We start from the raw sequence: 21,613 nt of genomic DNA, 5'->3' as shown, positions 1-21,613 counted from the left end.
CCTCAGGCCGGCACGTCGATCACTAAGGCCGTGCACGCAGGCCAAGGCGCTGACCAGGGCTGTGTAGCCCGCAAACCCCGCAAACGCCCGCTAGGCGCATCTGTGCCGCCTTATGCGAAAAACCCCCATCGCGTGGCCACGGTAAAGGACATCGAGCAGCGCGGACGGATGTTGTTCGATCCACTCAAGCGTCCTGCAGAAAACCCGCTGGTGTTCAAACGGGCGCCCATCAAGGCCCTGACAGCCAACAAGCACGCCTCAACGGTGGCCGCGTATTTCACGCGGGAGGCGCAGCACAACCAGATTTTGCCGGTTCACCGCCACGTCCTACGTCGCATCGACCAGCAGTTCTATTCGACCCGGCGCGCCGTGTTTTCCGATGACCGTTTGACCCGCCAGGACAAGGCCCAGCTGATCTCCGTGCTGACCTTCGAGCGGTTGCGAGCGCGTGAACAGCTTCAATCCCCCCAACCCAGCACCGAGGTAGATTTTATGGGCAGTGCAGCCATACGACAGCTAATTGAGGAAGAAAAGGACGAACCGGGCTTCACGATCAGCGGGGCCAAAGGGCCTACCCCTGAAGGCGTGCGGGACCGCGTGAAGCGCATCATGGATCGCTTCGCCAACCAGGTAGACCCGCAGGCCGCCGAGGAACGCGCGCGCGATCTGAGCGCCAAAGACCTCTATACCAAAAAGGCAAAATTCAGCCAGAACGTGCATTACCTGAACAAAGCGACCGACAAGACGTTGTTCGTGGATACCGGCAAAGCTATCTCGATGCGCCGCACGGGCATTACCGAAGCAGGCGTTGCCGTGGCCCTTCAGCTGGCCAAGGAGCGGTTTGGCAGCACGTTGACGATCAACGGTACCGCGGACTTCAAAAAGCTGGTGATCGAGGCGGTGGCCAAGAACGGCCTTGACGTGCATTTCACTGACAAGGCGATGAACCAGGGCCTGGCCACCCGCCGTGCTGAGCTGGACATTGCCAAGGACGGGCAAACCATCAAGCCCGGTGTGGACACGTCGAAGGACGTTGACCAGGCCACCGCTAAACACGCTGATGAGCCTGGTCAGGACCAGCCAGCGAATGAGGCCGCGCCGAAGGCCGGCGCTGGGCTAGACCCTGACGCGCAAAGCCCCAGCGAGATGGTCAGGCGCGAAGCGGCCTGGCGGCAGGCGATGCCGCTCACTGAGGCAGACGTGCGAGCCTCGGACACGGTGATGAGCCTCAGGGCTGAAGACCATGCAGTGTGGCTGATCGCAACCGACGACAAGACGCCAGAGGCCGCGGCCATGCTCGCGTCCTACATGGAAAACGACGCTTACCGCGAAACGTTCAAGGGCGCCATTGAATCGCTGTACGCGCAGGCCAAGGGCTCGCCAGAAACCGTTCAGGCTCTGGACGCCGCCACGGAAACAGCGGTCGGGATTGTTCACCAGGTCGAAGACCGGTTGCAGGCAGTGGTGCCGGCACCGTCCGAAAGTCCCGCGAAGGCCAATTCGCGGATCATCGAGGGCGAACTGGTGGACCACGGTGCAGCGCGTTACCAGCACCAGGACGACAAGCAGATGAGCTACTTCGTCACGCTCAAGACCGACGCCGGCGAGCGTACGGTATGGGGGGTAGGTCTGGAGCAGGCCATTGATAACGTCATGGAACACTCAGACCTGATAGTGGGTGACCAGCTGCGCCTTGTAGACCTCGGCACGCGGCCAGTCGTGGTGCAGGAAGTGGCCGAAGATGGCACGGTGATGGAGAAGACGACCAATCGCCGCGAGTGGTCAGCGCAAACCGCCGTGCCAGAACGCGAAGTGGCCGACACCACGCCTAAAGGGCTGGCCGTGGCTGCAGGCACGCCGGAACTACCAGAGCCGGAGCAAGAGGCTGGCATGAGTTTCGATTAACCATCCCAGCGAGCCGCCTCCTCAAACGGGAGGCGGTGACGACGTTTTAGAGGCCTAACCCTATTCAAGAGCGACATTGTTACTATGGAAAACGCGAATCAATATTTCGGATAGACGAGAATCTGGATCCGAATCAACTATGTTTTTGCAAGCGTATTTAAAGTTTTCCAAAGCATGGGAGAATGCAGGCTCAGGATTAGATATTCGCATAATAGAGAAATTTTCATTTAAGAAGTTAGCAAGCTCTTTGCCACGTAGGCTGCGAATAGTTGCTTCGTACATTTTAGGAGTAGATTCGGATAGGCAAATATTTTCCCTGTCACCCCAGCCATTATTATTTCTAATCCGTTGTAAAGCTTCCACTAATGTTAGTGGTGGGAAACGATTATTTCGTATGCGCGCATCCAGCGCGGCAAGCGCAGGATGTGAAAAATCTTCTGAACTAAAGTGCTCAGAAGCTCCAGATTCAATTACTGCTTCATTCTGATCAATCCATGATTGTATCAATGAATCAGCAGTTTCTGGATGCCCACATTGCGTAAATAACATGCTTAGGGAGCTTGCATCGCTTGCAGAGAGCAGATTTGCATTTTTTCGCAATCGCTCTATAGATTCTGAATTAATGTCAAAAATAAAATCAGGATCCCAAGAGTACGCCTCGAACAAGCTGCGGAAGTCATCATAAATCTCGTTTCTAGCGAACTGCTCTCTATACTTTTCAATAACTTTGTCCAACCTAGAGCGGTCGATAATCCCAGATCGCAGGTAGGAAACGACAATTTCTTCGTAGTCGTCAGCGGATGCTATCTTAAGTTTTTCAAGAATATTGTCCCAATCTTGCTCCTCCGCGCTACGTTCTTTACGTGAAAATATGCTTTGAAAGGAATTGTATTGCAATACGTATTCCATAGTTATTTTCGAAGAAATTCCTCGATAATGAATTGCGGTGAGCAGAGCGGTGCTGCCTACTATGCTATCTATTATGTGTTCATCAAGCATTCCATACGGAGAGGCGAGCTCAGAAAATACTCTCAAGATTCGCTTGATTATCCTTATGTTAGTTATGCCTAGACTGGCTACAACAGACTTAATCTGGTTTGTATAAGGTAATTTAAAATCGGCCGCTGCTATATCATAAGCTTCCTCTGAATTTGGCTTTAATACAATCTCTATGTCTACAACTTTCTCATGCAGTTTTCTCCATATTGCTTCGTCTTCTAGATTGTCAGAATTAAGAAGCAGCAGGAAACGCGCATCGTGGTTTTCTGAGTATTCATTGATAAAACCTAAGACCTCGTCTATGTCTAAGTTTTTATGTTTTCTTTCAATGTCGTCAATAACGATTAGTCTCTTAGCTAAAAGCTTAGGCAACCATAAAAGTGCTAGGTCGTCAACTGCAAGGCCTGGTATGAATTTACCAGCAATTCCTTTTATCGCTGATCCGCCTGCACCAAAAATTTCTTTGAATTTACTGTCTTTTGAGATCGTACGACATTGAAGGAGTCTAAACTTCATGTCGTTAAGACTTTTTGCCCCAAATATTGAAAAATAAATAGGTGCCGGTGTAGATGAATTCAGGGTAATTGATTTTTCAGCTGTGGACCATAAATGGGTTTTCCCCGTACCCCACTTGCCAGAAAGGGCTATTACTTTGTAATTGTCTTTATTCAATATTTCTATAAGTGTTGATTTAGCTATCTCATATGAGTTCAAACTTAGGTATCCTGTATGAAATGATCGCTTGACACAACGGTAAATTTACCCTCGCCGAGCTTCTACATCCACTCAAAAGGGATTCGTTCTTAAAAGCAGCTAGCGATCCTGTGATAGCCAGCTGCTCGGAAAGCGATTCTGTAAGGTTAAAGATGACAAAACACTTGCCGAGTGTAAGCCAAGGCCTTACGCTTTATTCATGATAAAAAGCTTCCGACATAAAGGCATCAAGGCCCTGTACCTGACCGGCAACGCCAAAGGCGTCAGAGCCGATCACGTCGCCCGGTTGCGGCGAATTCTGGCTTCGCTGGATGTGGCCAGGGTGGCAGATGACATGGACGAACCGGGAATGCGCCTGCATCCGCTCAAAGGCGAGCTTGCAGGTTTCTGGTCGGTGAGCGTGTCGGGTAACTGGCGGGTGATATTCCGCTTTATCGAGACTGATGTAGAACTGGTGGATTACCTGGACTACCACTGACAGGAGAACGTTAGATGACCATGCACAACCCTCCCCACCCAGGCGAGGCGCTACGCGAAGACGTACTGCCCGAAATGAAGCTGTCCGTCACGGCGCTGGCCAAGCACCTAGGATATTCTAGGGGGCAATTGTCCACGATCCTTAATGGTCGAGCCGCGATCACCGCTGACCTGGCTTGGCGCCTGGAGCTGGCAGGCTTGGGCAAGGCCCACATGTGGCTTGCTCGGCAATCGGCCTACGATTTATGGCAGGCGCAGCATAAAGACGTGCCTGCAATCGCTCGATTGCATGCGGCCTAGCAAGCGGCTCCTACGTGCCGACTAGACCTACACTTGTTCGCTTGGGCGACCTATGCCCCGTGGCAAGCGCAAAGGCTGATGCAGGCAATCATAGCGAAGCGACTGAAACTTATGTAAGTTACGTAACTTATTCGGTTGAGGTTGAGTGCTCCTATGATTCTTCTACTAGGCGGTGAAAAGGGGGGTAGCGGTAAAAGCTGTCTTGCTCAGAACCTTGCCGTATGGCTGCAAGCCCGAGGTGGCGATGTCCTTCTCCTCGATGCAGATCCTCAAGGCACTACCGCAGACTGGGCAGCTGAGCGCTCTGCTCAGGGAGATTTGCCGGCAATCCCGGTAGTGCAGGCCCACGGTAATATCAGGCAAACGCTAGCGGACCTACGAGGTCGATACAGGCAAATTGTGGTCGATGCTGGAGGGTCGGACTCTGAAGCATTGCGTTCAGCTATGACTGTCGCGACGCACATGCTGATTCCGTTCCGACCAAAGCGGCGTGACTTGAAGACCTTACCCAAGGTGGACAATCTAGCCCGGTTAGCTACAGCCGTGAATCCTGTGCTGACGATCCGCGCCGTGATCACGCAATGTCCCGCATTGCCTAGTCAAGTGCAGCGAATTCTAGATGCCAAGGAGGCATGCCGGTCCTTTGGCATTCTGCCCTTGGATGCGATCACTACAGCCCGTAACGTCTACGACGATGCCGATGAAGACGGTTGCTCCGTTCTTGAAAGCGGCAATGACCCGCGAGCCAAGGAAGAAATCGAAACGTTGGCCACCGAGCTCTGGGGGAGCAGATCATGGGCTTGAAGGATTTGGTTCGTAAGCCTGAGCAGGTGGTTCCGCCGACCGAAGCCAACGAGGAAGCCGCGCTGGCATTCATTGCAGCTGCGCCTCTCAGCGCAACGCCCAAGGCGAAGCGCAAGCGTCGAAAAGCGCCTACCTTCGTGCGCACAACGTTCTCGCTGTCCAAAGATATCAACCTGAAGATCGATAAGCTTTCGATGCTACCGCGTGAGTTCAAGGCAACCCGTTCAGACGTGATACGTGCTGCAATCATCGCGCTTCGGAAGCTAAGCAAGGCTGAAATAATTGCCTTATTAGAAGACGCTTCTCAGGCTGAACCCCGCGCCAACCGGGAGCCAGACGGCGAAAGCGAATAAGTTACGTAAGTTATGTAACTTACGTAACTTACGTAACAAATTGAAGTGAATCCTAGACGCCACGGGGGCTTCAGACGTTCTAGCTTGCGATGCATAGCAAAGAAAATGTGGCTTAGCGCCGACGCGTTTTCGTTGCAGAGAAATTTCTGCGGTGATAGTGTTCACGCACTTTGCGTTCCCGAACGCTGTACGCCGGTGCTTTGCGCAGCCGTTTAGGGCCGGCGTGACCAGATAGAAAGAGATTTTTAGTGAGATAACCAAATCGTAGAAACCAAAAAGCCCCGGTTGGCGCCGGGGCTTTTTGGAAAATCCTGAACAGGCCTGTTTGAGATCGGGTACCTGTCCAGCACACATAACGTGAGCCAATTATGGCGATCACTACGGCTTCGTGCAAGCCCAAAAAGTGATCCTAACTGGCTCACCGCTGAATGGCGGACTTATGGAAAAGATTCCTCCGCAGGCTGTGCCGTTTCCCGGCCCTGCCCTGTACACCACGCGACACCCAGACCTGACAGGCTTCACCGCAGCGCATGCCCCCAGCGGCCCAGGCGGTGAAGCATGAGCCACCTCAAGGCCGTCAGGCTCGCCCCCTCTGACCCTCATTCCGCGTTGCGCCGACCTGGCCGGCCGATGCCTGCCCGCTATGCCGCGCCGCGTCACCTCACCGAACAGCAGCTGAAAAACCCCCTGATCCGTAGCGCCTATGAGCGGCTGAGCAACATGGTCAGCTACCGCGGCCGCTACCTGCGCCGCCTGGACGGCGTCCATGGTGATCGCCGTACCCGCCGCGAGAAATTCTGCGCCATCGAGCGCGTGGCCGAGCAACTGCTGGTGCGCCTGGACCTGGCCACCAGTGTGCTGGGCTACATCGACCCGCAGAACGGGCGCTTTGTGCTCAACACGCAGCGCGGCATTGCCGAAGACGCGGGGATCTCCGCGCCGGCGCTGTGCCGTTTGCTGAAAACCCTGGACGATGCCGGCTATGTGTACCGGCGCATCGAGCGCGTGCGCCTGGATGAAAGGGACGACAACGGGCTGCACCTGGTGCGCACCCGTGTCCTGGTGCGCTTCACCAAGCTGTTCTGGAAAGACCTGGGCCTGGCCTACGTCTACGAGCGCGTGCAGAAGTCGGCCAAGAAGCGCCGTGACGCCGCGCTGCGCGACATCGGGCAACAGCGCATGGCCGAGTTGGAACGCCACTCCTTGGAGCTCCAGCGCCGTGAGGTGTCCCGGGAGCGCTGGCAGGCGAAGGAAGCGCGCGAGGCCGGCGTAGAGCGCCCACGCAAGGCGCCCGTCCAGCCTCAACCCGAAATGCGAGGTAACACGGCCGTCAAGGCGGCGAACAAGGTCCAGAGCGCGATGGACAAGCTCTTTGCGTCGGTGGCCAACAAAGCCAAATAACTCCCTGTTCTGCCCAAAATCCGTATCCGCTCACGCGGAGGCCTTGTCACGCCTGCGATTTAAGGCGCTTTTGATCGAGGTTTCACGCGGCTATCGCCCAGCCAGGCGACGGCCCCAAGCACCCCGGTTTTGCCCCCGAATCACCCGCTCCTGGAGCGTTCAGCGCGGCGGTTTGTGGAGGCTTTAAAATAAATGAAATTTTATACCCCCTTCAGTTTCCCCGTCCCGGAAAAACAGGGAATTACGAGGTGTAGAACCCCCCTCGTAGAGCATAATGCCCACGCATTTCGTGCCGATGGCACGGCGTGGACAGGTGAACTTGAGCCTCCACAAAAGCCTGTCTAGGCGGCCCAGGGCGGTCCCCGCCCTGCCCTGGCCTGCGGCCACCCTACGGGCGCCAAGACCCGGATAAATCGCCCCAGCCAGGCCACGCCTGGCTGCGCCTCAACCGGGCGCGCGTGCGCGCAGGCTTTCAGAGCAGGCAGCGTTTAAACGTCCGCACGGTGCCTTCGGTGAAGGCATGCGTTTTGAGCTCTCGGCCGACCGGGCGATGATGCTGACGCGGCAATCGCCACGGCGGCGGGACGCGGGCTTTTCAACGTGACAAGGCGTGTGGCCCTGGCTACAGTGGGTGCATTAAACGCACCTTTGAACTGTGATGACCGTGATGGCGACCTACCCTAAAGGCGACCTGCGCCGAATGCTTGCGGTCCTCGCCGCCATCGAGGCAACGCCCGACGCGACCCTGGTCAAGGTCGCAGCCAGGACCGGCCTCGATAAGAAGACCGTGACGCACCTGGTCGCCCAGGCGGGCGAGCAGGCCGGCGTGATCCTCAGCAAAACCGGCTCGGTCTACACCCTGGATGACTGGGGACCGGTGTTCAACCCGGCCGGCGCGCACCAGGCACTGGCCGGCACGCTGAACGCCCCGGATCCCCGGGCGTCTGCCTGTGTCCGCGACCCTGCTACGCCAGCCATGGGCCGGCAAACGGGGGGCAATGACCTGTGGTCAGCGGTATGGCCGTGTGAATTGATCCTGCCACTGGGACATGGCTGGGTGGCCTGTACCGACGCCCTGCCCTGGAATGACTATCAGGGGGAGCTCGAATACATCGTCTACAGCCCCGCGTACGGCGGTGACTTGCACCGGTGCACGTTCAGCTTGAGCGGGGCGCGCTGGTACAACGAACGCCAGGCACTGGGCATCAGCGGGGTGACCCATTGGCGCCTGGCCCGCCGCGATGAGCCTCGCGACAGCACCCTGGACGGCCCTCCCCCGACCGTTACGGAGGTGGATGCCGAGGGCTTGGCCAGGCTGCACCGGTGGTGGGAGTGGTATCGCCACGCCACCGGCATTGAGCCGGCCTAACGCCTCAGGGATGACTTGGGAGACGCGCTGCCGGCGGCGTGCCGTGGTACGCATTCTCATAGATCGCGGCGCTGTGGCCGGCGGCCTCACGGGCCATGGCGGTGACAAGCCGGTCCTTTAGCCGCTTCACTTCGGTTTCAAGCTCACCGATCCGGGCCTGCTGGTGTTTGAGCCGCTGCTGGTCGTTGTCGTGCTGGGTCACCAGCTGGGCGATCCGGCGCCGGCCATTAGCGAGTTCGCGGCACGTCTCGTCCAATTCATGGTTGAGCAACGTACAGTGGTGTTTCCACGCGGCGAGCATGGACGGGATACCCAGGGAGAACGCGTCCTGGTTGGGGGCGGGCAGTGAATTCGAGGGCTGAGCGTCCATGGCGGCTGTCCGATTATAGTGTATGGATGTACAGTATAGCCCTAAGCGTGGGGTGGGGAATGAGCGGCCGACGGGCTTCAGCTGCGATAGCGCCTCATGACCCGTGAAGAAGGGTTTTTGCCAGTTCACATAACGATTCCAGGGACCAGGGCTTTTGCACAAAGCAGGCACTGGGAGGCAGTTCATTATTATGCTGCTCGGCCGAATAGCCGCTGGTGATGATGATAGGGACGTTTGGTCGTTGGTCATAGACGGCTTTCGCCAGGTCCCAACCGTTCATGCGGCCAGGCGTTCGGACATCAGTGACTAGGAGATCGAAGGCCGTATTTTTCTCGAAGGCTGTCAAGCCGTCGTCAGCTGTGGCAACAGCGCTCACCGCTACACCCATTTCCGAAAATGCCTCGGTCAGGAGCTCGCGCAGCAGATCCTCGTCCTCGACGATCATGATGGAAGGGGCAGCGGTCGATCCAGAGTAAGCGTGCATTCCCTTCAGACCCTGCGGCTGCGGTCCCGTTGGAGACTGAGAGACAAGCGGTCAGGTTTGTACAAAATCTTCTTGCTAACGCTACGCAGCCGATTGGCTGTACACGTTTTCGGCTGCGTTATGGGAGCACTTCAGGCCGATCGGCGCCGTCCTTCTAGGGCGTGCGGTGTTCGATTGCAAACACTGCAGTTGAGCCTTCCAAGCCTCGCCACCAGGTTTGGATCATGCAGTCCCCGCGTTAGAAAGCCGTAGGCCGCAAGGTGGCATACCCTGTGACACCTCCCGCGCTTGAAGGCCAGTAACTTCGAAATCCCTTGCCCGTTTGGAATCTTCGACTACGAAAATACTCGGTTAGATGAATTTTTCAGAGGAGCGCACTGCCATGTCAAAACTCTTCACCATCGACTACACCCTGCACGGCAACCAGAAGTCCTTCATCATCCGGCTGGATCAGATTGATGCGGCGCAGGCGTGGCACTGGGCAAGCTGTGATGCCGGGATCGGGCATATACCGCGCCACAAGCATGACCGGATCAAACGCACCTCGCAGTCCGAAGCCGAACAGGCAGGCATCGGCAATGTGCAATGGCGCGCGGTAGGCATGCAGTCCCCAGGCGAGGCGTCCATGATCAGCTCAGCCGACACCGACTAAGAGCCCGCCTGGCTGCGGTCTTCAGGACCGCTTACTGGCCAGGCTTTGGCCACGGCTAAATACATCCGCGTTATCCCCTCCCGAAGGACAGCAGTTCGAGCCACTTGGCTGCGGTTGGCGTTCAGGTCCATCACCTGAATCAAGCCGTTCACCTTCATGCAGGCCACATGCAGGTGGACGGCGTCCTGTAGCCGTACCGCTTATCCGACAAAAGCGAAGCGCGCAGGACAAACGGTGTGCAAGATTCTCTGATGAACAGGTACTACACGCCTTTCCAGGCAAATGGGTTGCAGGAATGCGCCGGTAGCGTGGCAGTACACGCGCTCCCAGCAAAAGCGATGCGCCCCAATCTGATCAATGACGATGAGGTATCACCATGGCCCGCACAACCGTAGAAGATCTGTTTATCCACGAGCTGTCCGATGTCTACAGCGCTGAAAAGCAGATCACCAAGGCGCTGCCGCGGATGGCTCGCGCGTCAACCAATCCTCTGCTGGCCGAAGCCTTCACCACGCACCTGGAAGAAACCCAGGGTCAGATCGAGCGGATTGATCAAGTGGTGGAAGTGACCGGGTTCAAACTCAAGCGCATGAAGTGCGTGGCGACTGAAGGCTTGATCGAGGAAGGCAAGGAGCTGCTCGACGAAATCGAGAAAGGGCCGGTGCTGGACGCTGCGCTGATTGGTGCCTGCCAGAAGATCGAGCACTACGAAATCGCCGCGTATGGCACCTTGGTTGCCATGGCCAAACACCTGGGGCTTACCGAGGCCGCCGCGTTGTTGGGCGAGACCCTGGCCGAAGAGAAGGGCGCCGATGAGCGACTCTCTGCCATTGCCGAGCAGGGTGGTAACCAGGCAGCAACCCTGGAGAAAAAGAAAAAGTAAGGCGGACAGGGCGATCTTCCGATCGCCCTGTCCTTTCTACGGTTCGCGCGCTGGCAGCAGTACAGCGCTTTGGCCCAGGGTGGTTGCTGTCCCTATTGCCGTAGGCTAGCGTTAGCAAAATTTCCAGCGTTACCCTATGCAGATGCCCATTTACGGCCCTCGGCTGACCTTCAGAAAGCCTAAAGTCAGCGATTTACCCCGCCTGTTCGAAATCTACAGCGACTCGCGAACGCAGGTCTTTGCTCCTGCAGGCCCTCTGGCAACCCTGACCCAGGCCGAGTCGCTATTGGGCCAATGGCTGAACCATTGGGACCAGCAGGGTTACGGGTGGTGGAGCATTGCCAATAAAGCCGAACCCGAGCGGGTCATTGGATTTGGAGGCATTGCATATGACGACTACCTGGGCGAACCCCGTCTGGACATCGGCTATTGCTTTGCGGTAGAGGCGTGGGGCAAGGGCTATGCGACGGAGCTGGGCGAGGTCGCCTTGCGATGTGCGTTCGGAACGCCCGGCATCAACCGTGTCTGGGCGGTGGTCCGTCCTGATCATGCGGCCTCGATCAGGGTACTGGAAAAGATCGGCATGCAGCGCTGTGGTGCTCGCCAATGTACTTGGTCAGCCCGCCAGCCTGGCTTTTGAAATCAGCAGGCCAACTCCCCCAGGGTGACTGTCTAGCCGCTGTTGCGATCGTTTGGCTGGCATTCGTCGGGGCGCACGGCCCTGGTGTATCCATATGGCCTACCGTTAGGCCAACCCCTGAGGAGCAGTCTACCGATGAAAGCGGCTAACGAACTCTTGACCTTGACCCGACCCTTGCAGGCCTTCTGGATCGACGAGGACACGGTGTATGCAGCCTTTGATGCGCAAGGTGCCTTGCAGCTGGCCAACGCCGAATACGGTTATGACTGTTTCAGCCTGGAAGAGGTGATTCCATGCGACAGCGCCGTGCTGGACGGGCCGGCGTATTCACCGGCGGGCCAGCGACTGGGGACGCTTTGGCAACAACTGGCCCTGATGCCAGCTCCGGGCTACCTGTGTGCGAGACGGCCATGAAAGCGCCCCTGCTCAATGTGATGTCGTTGCAGCTGCCGGCGTATCTCTCGGACAAATGCCAGGCGCTGCTGGAGGACATTCAGCGCGCTGACAGCGCGGATGCCGCCCTGCTGACCGAGCAACGCACAGTGGGCTTTACCGAAGCGCTGGAGTGGCTGAAATTGTTACAACCGACCGATCTCGAGCGACTGCATGAGCTGTATGAACGGGCCCTGACAGCACGGATCGCGGTACTGGGGCATTGAAGCCGGACAACGCTGATGCAGGGCATCAAGGGCTTTGCGACGGGACGGCGGAGTCAGTTCTGCTGCGCCAGTGCGAGCCCGCTACGTTTTACGACACCCTTGCATGAGCCCTATTGGTCGCCTGCAAGGGCTCCAGCGGCGTCCGGCATCGTTTCACCCGCCTGCTCGGCGGGAATCTCAGCGGTCTTTTGATGCTCCAGACCGCTGCAGGGCATGGCAACCTTGGCTATCCGATCCGCGAAATACGTGTCGAAGGGTTCCAGCTCGGGATATTCCTCAGGGGCTACCGATAAGGCAGTCAGCCGCCCGATCAGGCCGCAGATCCAGTCGGCGCACTGGATGGTTTGAAACAGGTGGCTTTCTGCCTGAATGGGCGGCTCGATGAGCGTCCTGCATTTCTCGGAAGCATCCTCGAACATGGCCAGCGTGCAGACTTCCACGTTGGTTTCCCGCCATTCGTTCCCGGCCTGCTGCTCGTCGAGCATCAGCATGAAGGTCGAGTTGTTGTCCGCGCAGAATCGGTCAATTTTGCGAACCGACTGCAGGAGCTGGCGTTTGAACGTTTCGGTGGAGTCGTGGGCTTCGGGGTCAGTGGTCTTGTGTTCGCCCGTGTAGAACACATGCCCCCCGATTTTCCCGATGTGCGCCAGGAGACGGAACGTGGATCGCCGCAGCTGCTCGTACTGCGTGACATTGCGCAGCGTATAGAGCTGCGAGCCCTTTTTCTCCCACTGGTAGGCAGGCAGATTTTTCGGATTGTTGTGCGCAAGATCGTGCGCGAGAAGCCGGCACTTGAGCTTGTAGAAAAAGATGGCGAACTCGCGAATCTCGGTGGCTGGCAGCAGGAGGCCAGCAAACCCGAACGCGGGATGCGTTTTGTACTTTGGATGGTGGCGTGAGACGTATTGGCCGACGTGCCCGAATTCGTCCAGGTACGCGACGTAATGCGTCATGGCTGCTTGATTCCTTGCCCCAGAAACACGAAAACCCGCAGCTTTCGCTAGGCGGGTCTCGGAAGGTAGGCACGAAAGTGACCTCTCATGCGTTGAGAACAATCATATACAAGCTGACACGTGTGTCAACCTTACGCCGTACCTTACGTCACCGTTTACTTCGAGCAGGCTGTAATCAAGGTTTTGCGATCCGCTTCCGCTTCTGCCCATCACGACGATGGCCGGCGGGTCAAACATCTTGATACCCGCGAGCGTGGTGTAATACTGTAAATACATACAGTTTCGAGTTACCTGCCATGGCCCTCCCTCAGCCCAACCCTTACGACCTGCTTGCGATTCGCCTGCAGCGAGCTATCAACCATCCCGCCGCTCAGCACGCCAAAACCGCGTTGCTGGAACGGTTCGAGGGCGGTTCGGACGAGGCGTGGGAGCAAATCATGGAAGAGCTGGGGGAAAACGATAACGTGACCCTGGCCTACCGCGACGATGGCCATCTCCAGATTTTCTGGACCGTGCTGCAGGACGATTGACCATGGCGTTTTCTGTCCTGGGGCCGCTGAAGCCTTCGGTTTACCCCCTGCCCTTTTTCGCCTGCCGGGTACCGGCCGGCTTCCCCTCGCCGGCAGCGGATCACCTGGAAAAGCATATCTCCCTGGATGAGCTGTTCGACCTGCGCGCCCCGCACGTGTACCTGGTGAAGATCGAGGGCGACAGCATGAACGGTGCCGGCCTGTTTTCCGGTGACCTGGTGATTGTAGATCGGGGCCGCGAGGCCCGGCACGGGGACATCGTGATTGCCGCGCTCAATGGCGAACCCGTGTGCAAGCGGCTGCACTGCAAAGGCGCCGAGGTCATTCTCCAGTCCGAAAACCCCGCCTATCCGCAACGCTACGTCCTGGAAAGCGATGACATGACCATCTGGGGTGTAGTGCGCTACAGCGTGCGCGATCATGCCTACGCCTGAGCCGGTAAATCGCCCTGGTGGACTGCAACAGCTTCTATGCCTCGTGCGAGCGGGTGTTTCGCCCGGACCTGATCGTGGTGCTGTCGAACAACTATCTGAGTGATACCAACCGTTAGCAACACCGGGCTCGGCTCTCATATCCATGGCAGCGACAAGCAGCTATCGACCCATAGCTGCCCTTGGTAGAGGACAGTCCACGGCTAAAAGCTGCCTATGGCCGCTGCAGCAAAAGCAATCGGGAAACTGCTGGTATGGTCAGCGTGGCCCCAACTCCCGACGCGATGTCAAGGTTTGGGCTTGGCGGTGCCGCTGCGGGGCTGGGCAAGGAGTTGCTTGTACATTGCGCTTGTTCAGTCGCCTGTCAATGACCAACACGAATCCCGCCGCACAGGGCTAGTGCATCCCAATTGCATAGCTAAAACTCGTCCTGGCTACTGCAGGTAACACTCGAAAAATCCCTCCAAAAACGTCCCCGAATCCAGAACGGTCATCGCCATCCTGCGTGATTTTGTACAGATGTAATGCAGCTAGGCAGCTTTCCCTAGCTAATGTACGAAATTTGCTACCTTACAGTCCTTTTTCTAAAAGCGTCAGTTTATTATAATTATGGGACATCCTCGGGGCCTGCGATGCCTTGGACGACATCATGATTTCACGGAGGAGACGGGCCATGTCCATGGTCATGGAGAGCCTAAATCGCCATGAGCACATCGAATGCTCGAAAATCAATGCAAGCAGCACGTGCTATCCTAAGCACACGCATGAAGAGTACGTGCTCAGTGCGAACCTCTGTGGGGTGGAGCACATTTGGTACGATGGTAAGCAGCAGAACGTCACTCAAGGCGAGGTGACACTGTACAATCCTATGACCGTCCAGGCGTCCAAGTTTCAGGACGGCGATACTCAGTTCATTAGTCTTCACCTAGATAGCGAACATGTCCGAGATGTGGTTGGGGAAGCATCAAACACCCATGCCATGCCCATTTTTGTGGAAGGCGTGATCAAGGATAGAGAGCTGTTCCACTCTATCGTTAGTCTATCGGCGCAATGGGATTCCGAGGGCTGCGAGGAAGCGAAGCTTGTCCTATACGGTGAGTTGCTTCGTTTCCGCACCACACCGACCACACCCCCAGAACCGTTGCGCGTGACCCAGCTGATTCGCTTCATGAAGGACAACCTTTATGAACCGCTGGAGCTCGAAAACCTTTGCGCTGAAGCTAATTTATCGAAGTTTCATCTCGTGCGAAGTTTCAAGGCTCAGAAGCATCTGCCCCCCATGCAGTATTTCAAACAATTAAAGCTGATCGAAGCGCGCAGGCGTCTACGCCTCAACGAATCCCCCACACGCATTGCCGTGGACCTGGGCTATTTCGACCAAGCCCATATGAGCAATGCGTTTCGCAAGGTGATAGGCGCTTCGCCCTGGAATTACAGCTCAATGCTCGGGGGCGTCGGGTTGCCGATGAACTCCGTGTAGCCTGTGATCACGACGTAGGCTGTAAAGTAGGCAAAAATCAATGCCGAGGCGATGTACGTATACCTGACTAGTTGCGCTCCCATCAGCCGACCGCCCTGCGCAGCCAAGGTACACAGTACTAACGCCCAGAAAATGCCGGCAATGAAAAAGCCGCAGAGGAATAGTCCGGCGCTGGCGATATCCGAACCTTGCCGAGCAATGATTGCGCCGCCGACGGCGGCAAACCAGAGAATGGCGCTTGGGGAAGACATCGCTAACATGACGCCGCGGGAAAACAACGCTCGATTGGTTTCTCCCCACTGCTTTACAGTCCCGTCATGCTCGCTGGTGTTCCCCTTCAAGGCACTTAAGATCATTTTCAAGCACAGATAGCTCAATACTGCTGACCCGCCGATCCACAGCATCCAACGCACCCATTCGCTCTGCAGCAGCACAGCCATGCCGGTCATGGCAAGAATGGCGTAAATCAGGTCACCTACACAGGTCCCCACGCCCAGCCAGACCCCTTGAGCAAACCCTCGCTGCATGGCGAGGGTGATCATGGCCATGTTGGCAAGACCGATCTCCAAACAAAGCGACAGGCTTAGCAGAAAACCATTACTAAACTGCATGATTTGATCCTTCAAAAATCTGCTGCACATACCCTAGGGTAACTTCGCAGCCACCAAGCCCAAACATGAAGTCATCCTCGTCGCCCTTAAGTCGATGAGGGCAGTATTGCTCGATAAAGCCTTCAAATCTAGTAAGATCCCCTGTGAGCGCCGCGTCGATCAATACTTGCGCAATCGTATGCATGGCCGCAATGAAACGGTCGGCATCGACCGACCATCCCTGGCTGCTTGTGGAGGTGATTGCTCCAGAGTCATTGAGAATTCGCAGCTGAATGTAGGCGGAGCCGGCGTCGGGGAAATGACGAGGCCCGCGACGGAGGTAGCGTAGCAATTCCAGCACGTACACTCGGACCATTTGTGACGGCTGCAGGTCTACGCTTCTCGCGATAGCGGCATCTACGCTCAGCAAAAAACCAAACACATCTGCTAGCGCTTCCTGGATTACCATTGATCCCCACCGGTCATGCTTACTCAACCTACCGAAGTTGGTGTCTTGCAGAACGATGGAATGCCCGAGATCGTGCCCTCTAAACCAAGTAATAAGATAGCGTTGCAGGTCATCGGCTGTTGGTAGGTCGGATGCCTGCCAACCGAACAGCGTGGCCTGCTGCACGGCAATTTTCTCGTAGAGATTGCGATAGGTATTGGCGAAAACAATGGTGCGTTTGACTTGGGAATATTTGACTCCCTGATCTTCAGGCATGAAATAAGCAAAATGCTTGGGGAAGTAATTCGCTTCGCCAGCAATGCCGAAAAGGTCGATGATCTTATACGCACAATTGGGTAAGGCTTTGAGTGGGGCGCCCAGATCGACAACCAATCGCTGCAGTGCAGCAGGAAAGTGCTGGTCCACACAATCAGAGACGCGCTGAAGAGCCAAATTGGGGGTACCGAAGAATGCCGAGCAGAACGTATTGCGTGACTTGCCTAGCCAGGTAGATAGGTCCCCTACGTGGCACACTAACTCACGCTCATCTAGGGCAGCCACGGCTTGGCTCATATCTGCGAATTGGGTACTGCCCATCAACCCCTCGGCAGTAAAACTGACTGCTTTGCTTGAGTCCTCATCATGCAGTAGGGCGGAAATTTCAGACAGATGCGTGGCAATGCTTTTCGTCAGCTCGTTGACCACATGCCGATCAGGATCGTTGCAGGTTTGGATGCTTCGAAGGGCATCTACCCTCACCAGGATCTTCCGCATCAGCGCGATAAGCCTGGGGTCAAGTATAGGTGAAGACATCTCGACCGTTCTAACAACGTTCTGCGAGCGCGGGGGCCAGAAGATCTCGTTCATGATGGTGCTCCTAGAAAGGGAGCACATAAAGCCAGCGAGGCTGCGCCGCTTATTGGAAAAAATTGCTCAACGCAGACCGCGGGCACGCTCTGGTTATCGCCTTTAACAGGTGCGGCGCTTTCCGATTCAGCGGACTCGTCATTTTGACTTCAGAGCTTCCGCTACCACCATTCATGACCGTATTTCCTAGGGTCAAGCATGAAGTCTGTCCAAGCGGCATCGATCTGCATGGCAGATTGATCGATATCATGCTGCACTACCAGTTGAGGGATTAGATACTGCAGGCGTTACCTATTTGATCCTAGAAGCCCCTGGAGGCCCGAAACAAAACTCGCTTAAGGCTACTATCGACCGTTGCTGCCGCTTGCGAGCGTCAGCTTTGGGTTGAGGCCACTGGCGGACTGGCTCGCATTTGCCGACGCTGATGTCTTCCACCACGCGCGCCGATTTATCTACGGCCACCTCTTCCGTAGTCGCTTGAATCTCGATGACGCTTTCCTGAAGGTGTTCAGATCAGCTGCGGTCACTGGACAGTCCACAGCGCGACCTCGATTTCGGCATGCTCTTCACACGGGCTCACGGTTTCCTCCAACGGACGCTCGGTGACGCAGGGCACTACCTTTACCCGACCGGCAGTGACCTACGGGGGCCTCTCGCTCAACGCTTTACGGGCGCTTGCATCTACCCCATTTTCAAGCCCTGGCCATGCCTCATCCTCACCGACGGCAGGACTTTTAGTCGATCGGAAAGACCAGCCGGACTTGCGCTCCGCCTTCATTGTACCGCTCGATGGTAGCCTTCAAGCGTCTGGCCAGCGCGTCGATGATACCGGTGCCTCGACTCGTCCCGGGGCGGGCGGAAAGGACATCTTCGGAAAAGCCCTGGCCGCTGTCCGAGATGGTCAGGACCGCCCTGTTGTCAGGGATGCGCCGAAGCGTCAGTTTGATGGGAAAAGCCGATGGCCCGCCGTGCTTGATCGAGTTCGTGATCAGTTCATTGAGTACCAGGCCCAGGTTGGACGCCAGCGGGAACGAGACCCAGAGACTGTCCATTTCAACCAGCAGCTTGGCGGTATCACTGCCCTCGGAAGCGAGGACGGCTTCGCCCAGGCTGACCAGGTACTCGGAAAGATCGACCTGTCCCGTTTTGCTTTGATGAAGGTACTCCTGGACCAGGCCTACCCCCAGAATGCGATTGATCGTTGTATCCACGACCTCCCGCACCTCCTGGCCCACCGCGCGCGCGCCGGCCAGCTGCAAGAAAGCGATGACCAGTTGCAGGTTGTTTTTGACTCGATGATTCAGTTCCGCGAGCAAAACCCGCTGATGCTCCTGCAGATCGCGCTGCTCGGTGATGTCGATACAGCTGCCGAAATACCCGGCGAACTGCCCATTGCGGAAATAGGGTGCGCCGTTGTCCAGGAACCAGCGGTACACGCCGTCCTTCCTGCGCAAGCGATAGGGCATGGTGAACGGTTCACGCGCATCAAAGGCTGTCACGTAGATTTCGACGCAACGGTCGTAGTCATCCGGGTGGACATCCTCCGCCCAGCCAAAGCCCAGCAACTGTTCCATGGTCCGGCCGGCATAGTCGATCCACGGCTTGTTGAACCAGTCGCATTGCTTGTCGATGTCCGAGCGCCAGATCATGACGGGAGCGTTATCGGCCAGCTCGCGGAATTCCTGCTCACCCATGTCCGGCACAGAGAGCGTATTAAGGTTCGAAGGGCTCATGGGGTCATCCTGCCGGCGATTGCGCGAAGAGGGTCAAGGCGGGGGGTAGGCTTTGTTGTGTATTGTCTGGGGTTACCACGTCGATGGCCTTGAGCAGATCGGCCGGTGGAAACGGTTTTTTCATCCAACCCAGCGCAAGAGTCGAGTGGCTTTGTACCGCGGCCACCTGGCCGCTGACGAACAGGGAAGGAATGCCGAAGCGTGCCTGCAATTGGCGAACAATCTCTATCCCCTCATCGCGGCCTTCGAGGTTGACATCGGCCAGGGCAAGTTCAACGTTCCTCTCGCCGGAAACGATCTGGTAGGTCTCTTCGGCGGAATAAGCTATTCCCACCACGTCGTGTCCGCCTAGGGTCAGCGTTGAAGCAAACGTCAGGGCCAGGATAGGGTCGTCTTCGATCAAAAGGATACGCATGGGGCTCAACAAAAAAGGGTTAAAAATCTTCAGATAAGACGCCGACCTGGTGGCAGACGGGCATCGGCAATACACGGCCGGTACCCGTCAGCTCTCAACCAGTTCCTTCAATCGATTGCTCAGCACGTCCAGTGCAAACGGTTTGGTCAGAATATGCATGCCCTTTTCAAGCCGGCCAGAGAGGGTCGCGGCATCCTCTGCGTAGCCGGTCACGAACAGCACTTTCAGCTCAGGTCGCCGGGCCTGGCACTGGCTGACCATCTCGAAACCGTTTTTACCGCCTGGCAAGCCCACATCGGTGATCAACACGTCGATCGCCACGTCCGATTCAAGGGTGCGTAGGCCTGCCACGCTATCGGTGGCCTCGATCACGGTGTAACCCAGGTCCAGGACAACCTCGGCAAGCAGCATGCGCACCGCAGCGTCGTCTTCGACAATCAATACCGTCCGGTCATCGGTCGTTGAGCTGATTGACGTGCGGATAGTAGAGGCGAGTTCTTCAGGCACAATGTCTCCTTCGGAGCGTGGTAGATACAAGGTTACAGTGGTGCCGCAGCCGGGCATGGAGTTGAGGGAGACCTGCCCGCCCGATTGGCGGGCAAAGCCGTACACCATCGAAAGCCCTAGACCCGTCCCCTCGCCCACCGGTTTCGTTGTATAGAACGGTTCAAATACCTTGCTGATCACCGAGGCCGGCATCCCTACCCCGGTATCGGCGACACTCATGCGCAGGTATTGACCCGCCGGCAGGTCCAACTGGCCAGCTCTGGAGCTGGTGACCGTCTTGTTAGCGGTCTGTATGGTGATTTTCCCGCCTCCGGGCATGGCGTCGCGGGCATTGATGCACAAATTCAACAGGGCATTTTCAAGTTGGCCGGGGTCGATCAACGCCGGCCATGGCGCGCAGGCCAATTGTACGTCGAGCTGAACCGAGGGCCCCACGGCCCGCTCGATAAGCTCCTTCATGCCCGTGATCAACGTGTTGATGTTTGTGGGCTTGGGTGCCAACACCTGCTGTCTTGAGAAGGCCAGCAGCCGGTGGGTCAAGGCTGCCCCCCGTTGCACCGCACCCTGGGCCACGGTCGCATAGCGGCCCAGGTCATTGAACCGTCCCTGGTTGATCCTGGCCTGCATCATTTCAAGGCAACCGGAGATGCCGCCGAGCAGGTTATTGAAATCGTGGGCAATGCCACCGGTGAGCTGCCCGACCGCTTCCATCTTCTGTGACTGCCGCAGCTGTTCCTCGGCCACTTCACGCTCCTGGATCGCGTGCCTGACTCTTTCCTCCAGGGTGGTATTGAGCTGATGAACAGCCGCTTCGGCGTTCTTGCGATCGGTGACGTCCACGGAGGAGCCAATCAGCCCAATGACGTCGCCGGCCTCATTGAACAGCGGTTCTTTGGTGGACAGCCAGACGCTGACCGTCCCATCGGGCAGGTTCACGGCCTCTTCGACGGTTTCCCCTGTTCCGCTCGCCATGATCCGTTGGTCCGTCTCGGTGATGATCCGGGCTTGCTCGGCATCCTGCAGAAATTCCGCATCGGTCTTGCCCAGGTAGTGCTCGGGTGGCTTTCCGATCAGTTCGGTTGCGCCCCGGTTGGCGACCAGCATGCGGCCCTGGCGATCCTTGGCGTAGACGACCCCAGGCACCGCCTCGGCGAACATGCGCAGCAGGGTCGTCGCGCGGTCACGCTCGGCCTCAGCGGCCCGGCGGGCATCGATATCCAGCAGGATGCCGGGGAAGCGCACGGGTCGCCCCAGCTCGTCGGTGTCAACCCGGCCGGAGGCTTCGACCCACCGGTAAATACCGTTCGTACCGCGAATCCGGTATTCGCAGCGGTAAGGCCCCGGGTGGTTGAGCGCTGCGTTGATTGCCCGCTGTACCCTCTCCACGTCGTCCGGATGAATAGCGGTAAGGGTGTCAGTCAGTGATAGGCCCGAAAGGCAGTCCGCCGGTGGCAGGCCGAAGGAACGCGCGAAGCGCTCATCCGCCGTCACCACATCCCGGGGAATGTCCCAGATCCAGGTACCAATGATGGCCCCTGCATCCAATGCCAGGCGCAGCCGCTCAAAAGCTTCATAAGCAGGGTCTTCGAGTGTCTGGTGGGATTGGGCGGGTTTGAGCGTACTGCTCATGGGGGTCTTCCAGGCTGACA

24 protein-coding genes are annotated in these 21,613 nt (G+C 57.1%); 15 read left to right on the top strand and 9 right to left on the bottom strand.

All coding sequences use genetic code 11. The annotated features are described in order from the left end of the window. Window positions 1–168 precede the first annotated feature (168 nt). Window positions 169–1,905, top strand: a complete 1,737-nt coding sequence (locus tag G7016_RS25245) for an LPD7 domain-containing protein (RefSeq protein WP_258195301.1) — start codon at window positions 169–171, stop codon at window positions 1,903–1,905. Between the two features lie 60 nt (window positions 1,906–1,965). On the opposite strand, the gene G7016_RS22330 is transcribed toward G7016_RS25245, so the two are convergent. Beyond that, entirely contained in the window at window positions 1,966–3,618 is a 1,653-nt protein-coding gene (locus G7016_RS22330) for a P-loop NTPase fold protein (RefSeq protein WP_181117900.1), read from the bottom strand. Between the two features lie 199 nt (window positions 3,619–3,817). Between G7016_RS22330 and G7016_RS22325 the strand changes: the two genes are divergently transcribed. The 6 genes from G7016_RS22325 to G7016_RS25230 all read left to right on the top strand — a co-directional run bounded on the left by G7016_RS22325 (window position 3,818) and on the right by G7016_RS25230 (window position 8,322). After that, window positions 3,818–4,096: a type II toxin-antitoxin system RelE/ParE family toxin gene (locus G7016_RS22325; RefSeq protein WP_181117899.1), complete on the top strand. Its 279-nt coding sequence runs from the start codon at window positions 3,818–3,820 to the stop codon at window positions 4,094–4,096. A gap of 14 nt (window positions 4,097–4,110) precedes the next feature. After that, window positions 4,111–4,395: a HigA family addiction module antitoxin gene (locus tag G7016_RS22320; protein ID WP_040259209.1), complete on the top strand. Its 285-nt coding sequence runs from the start codon at window positions 4,111–4,113 to the stop codon at window positions 4,393–4,395. 153 nt (window positions 4,396–4,548) lie between these two features. Further along, a complete protein-coding gene (locus G7016_RS25415) occupies window positions 4,549–5,199 on the top strand; it encodes an AAA family ATPase (protein ID WP_040259208.1) in 651 nt (216 codons plus the stop codon). Beyond that, on the top strand, window positions 5,190–5,552 hold the full coding sequence (locus G7016_RS22310) for a hypothetical protein (RefSeq protein ID WP_181117898.1): 363 nt from the start codon (window positions 5,190–5,192) through the stop codon (window positions 5,550–5,552). Before G7016_RS25415 ends, G7016_RS22310 begins: the two co-directional genes overlap by 10 nt. Before the next feature lie 630 nt (window positions 5,553–6,182). Then, window positions 6,183–6,953: a MarR family transcriptional regulator gene (locus G7016_RS22305; RefSeq protein ID WP_181117926.1), complete on the top strand. Its 771-nt coding sequence runs from the start codon at window positions 6,183–6,185 to the stop codon at window positions 6,951–6,953. 658 nt (window positions 6,954–7,611) lie between these two features. Beyond that, on the top strand, window positions 7,612–8,322 hold the full coding sequence (locus tag G7016_RS25230) for a hypothetical protein (protein ID WP_258195294.1): 711 nt from the start codon (window positions 7,612–7,614) through the stop codon (window positions 8,320–8,322). A 4-nt stretch (window positions 8,323–8,326) separates the two neighbouring features. On the opposite strand, the gene G7016_RS22295 is transcribed toward G7016_RS25230, so the two are convergent. Together G7016_RS22295 and G7016_RS22290 are read right to left on the bottom strand one after the other, a co-directional pair. Further along, window positions 8,327–8,692, bottom strand: coding sequence for a hypothetical protein (locus G7016_RS22295; protein ID WP_181117897.1), 366 nt, complete (start codon window positions 8,690–8,692; stop codon window positions 8,327–8,329). 94 nt (window positions 8,693–8,786) lie between these two features. Then, on the bottom strand, window positions 8,787–9,176 hold the full coding sequence (locus G7016_RS22290; RefSeq protein WP_181117896.1) for a response regulator: 390 nt from the start codon (window positions 9,174–9,176) through the stop codon (window positions 8,787–8,789). Window positions 9,177–9,558: 382 nt separating this feature from the next. Between G7016_RS22290 and G7016_RS22285 the strand changes: the two genes are divergently transcribed. From G7016_RS22285 to G7016_RS22265, 5 genes are all read left to right on the top strand, one after another. Further along, window positions 9,559–9,828 (top strand): DUF6555 family protein, encoded by a 270-nt coding sequence (locus G7016_RS22285; RefSeq protein WP_181117895.1) that lies wholly within the window; start codon window positions 9,559–9,561, stop codon window positions 9,826–9,828. A 376-nt stretch (window positions 9,829–10,204) separates the two neighbouring features. After that, window positions 10,205–10,711, top strand: a complete 507-nt coding sequence (locus G7016_RS22280; protein WP_181117894.1) for a YciE/YciF ferroxidase family protein — start codon at window positions 10,205–10,207, stop codon at window positions 10,709–10,711. 136 nt (window positions 10,712–10,847) lie between these two features. After that, a complete protein-coding gene (locus tag G7016_RS22275) occupies window positions 10,848–11,351 on the top strand; it encodes a GNAT family N-acetyltransferase (RefSeq protein WP_308812204.1) in 504 nt (167 codons plus the stop codon). Between the two features lie 135 nt (window positions 11,352–11,486). After that, window positions 11,487–11,765, top strand: a complete 279-nt coding sequence (locus G7016_RS22270) for a hypothetical protein (protein WP_181117893.1) — start codon at window positions 11,487–11,489, stop codon at window positions 11,763–11,765. After that, entirely contained in the window at window positions 11,762–12,010 is a 249-nt protein-coding gene (locus G7016_RS22265; protein ID WP_181117892.1) for a hypothetical protein, read from the top strand. Before G7016_RS22270 ends, G7016_RS22265 begins: the two co-directional genes overlap by 4 nt. Before the next feature lie 110 nt (window positions 12,011–12,120). On the opposite strand, the gene G7016_RS22260 is transcribed toward G7016_RS22265, so the two are convergent. Beyond that, complete coding sequence (locus G7016_RS22260; protein ID WP_181117891.1) at window positions 12,121–12,963, bottom strand: DUF3800 domain-containing protein; 843 nt, start codon at window positions 12,961–12,963, stop codon at window positions 12,121–12,123. 296 nt (window positions 12,964–13,259) lie between these two features. Between G7016_RS22260 and G7016_RS22255 the strand changes: the two genes are divergently transcribed. The 3 genes from G7016_RS22255 to G7016_RS22240 all read left to right on the top strand — a co-directional run bounded on the left by G7016_RS22255 (window position 13,260) and on the right by G7016_RS22240 (window position 15,404). Further along, entirely contained in the window at window positions 13,260–13,493 is a 234-nt protein-coding gene (locus G7016_RS22255; RefSeq protein WP_181117890.1) for a DUF1654 domain-containing protein, read from the top strand. A 2-nt stretch (window positions 13,494–13,495) separates the two neighbouring features. Beyond that, window positions 13,496–13,927, top strand: coding sequence for a LexA family protein (locus G7016_RS22250; RefSeq protein ID WP_181117889.1), 432 nt, complete (start codon window positions 13,496–13,498; stop codon window positions 13,925–13,927). A gap of 670 nt (window positions 13,928–14,597) precedes the next feature. Further along, a complete protein-coding gene (locus tag G7016_RS22240; RefSeq protein WP_181117888.1) occupies window positions 14,598–15,404 on the top strand; it encodes a helix-turn-helix domain-containing protein in 807 nt (268 codons plus the stop codon). Here G7016_RS22240 and G7016_RS22235 read toward each other — a convergent pair. From G7016_RS22235 to G7016_RS22215, 5 genes are all read right to left on the bottom strand, one after another. Next, the gene (locus G7016_RS22235; RefSeq protein WP_181117887.1) at window positions 15,356–16,015 is read right to left on the bottom strand and encodes a LysE family translocator; all 660 of its coding nucleotides are present in this window, start codon (window positions 16,013–16,015) and stop codon (window positions 15,356–15,358) included. The genes G7016_RS22240 and G7016_RS22235 overlap by 49 nt on opposite strands. Next, on the bottom strand, window positions 16,005–17,309 hold the full coding sequence (locus tag G7016_RS22230; protein WP_181117886.1) for a hypothetical protein: 1,305 nt from the start codon (window positions 17,307–17,309) through the stop codon (window positions 16,005–16,007). Before G7016_RS22230 ends, G7016_RS22235 begins: the two co-directional genes overlap by 11 nt. Before the next feature lie 734 nt (window positions 17,310–18,043). After that, entirely contained in the window at window positions 18,044–19,042 is a 999-nt protein-coding gene (locus G7016_RS22225; RefSeq protein ID WP_181117885.1) for a sensor histidine kinase, read from the bottom strand. Window positions 19,043–19,046: 4 nt separating this feature from the next. Further along, a complete protein-coding gene (locus G7016_RS22220) occupies window positions 19,047–19,457 on the bottom strand; it encodes a response regulator (protein WP_181117884.1) in 411 nt (136 codons plus the stop codon). Window positions 19,458–19,544: 87 nt separating this feature from the next. Then, complete coding sequence (locus tag G7016_RS22215) at window positions 19,545–21,593, bottom strand: hybrid sensor histidine kinase/response regulator (protein WP_181117883.1); 2,049 nt, start codon at window positions 21,591–21,593, stop codon at window positions 19,545–19,547. Window positions 21,594–21,613 lie beyond the last annotated feature (20 nt).

This window comes from Pseudomonas japonica (assembly GCF_013522925.1).
GTDB classification, from domain to species: Bacteria; Pseudomonadota; Gammaproteobacteria; order Pseudomonadales; family Pseudomonadaceae; genus Aquipseudomonas; species Aquipseudomonas japonica_A.
The sequence above is the reverse complement of the archived record's forward strand: the minus strand, read 5'-3'. Positions and strand labels throughout refer to the sequence as shown.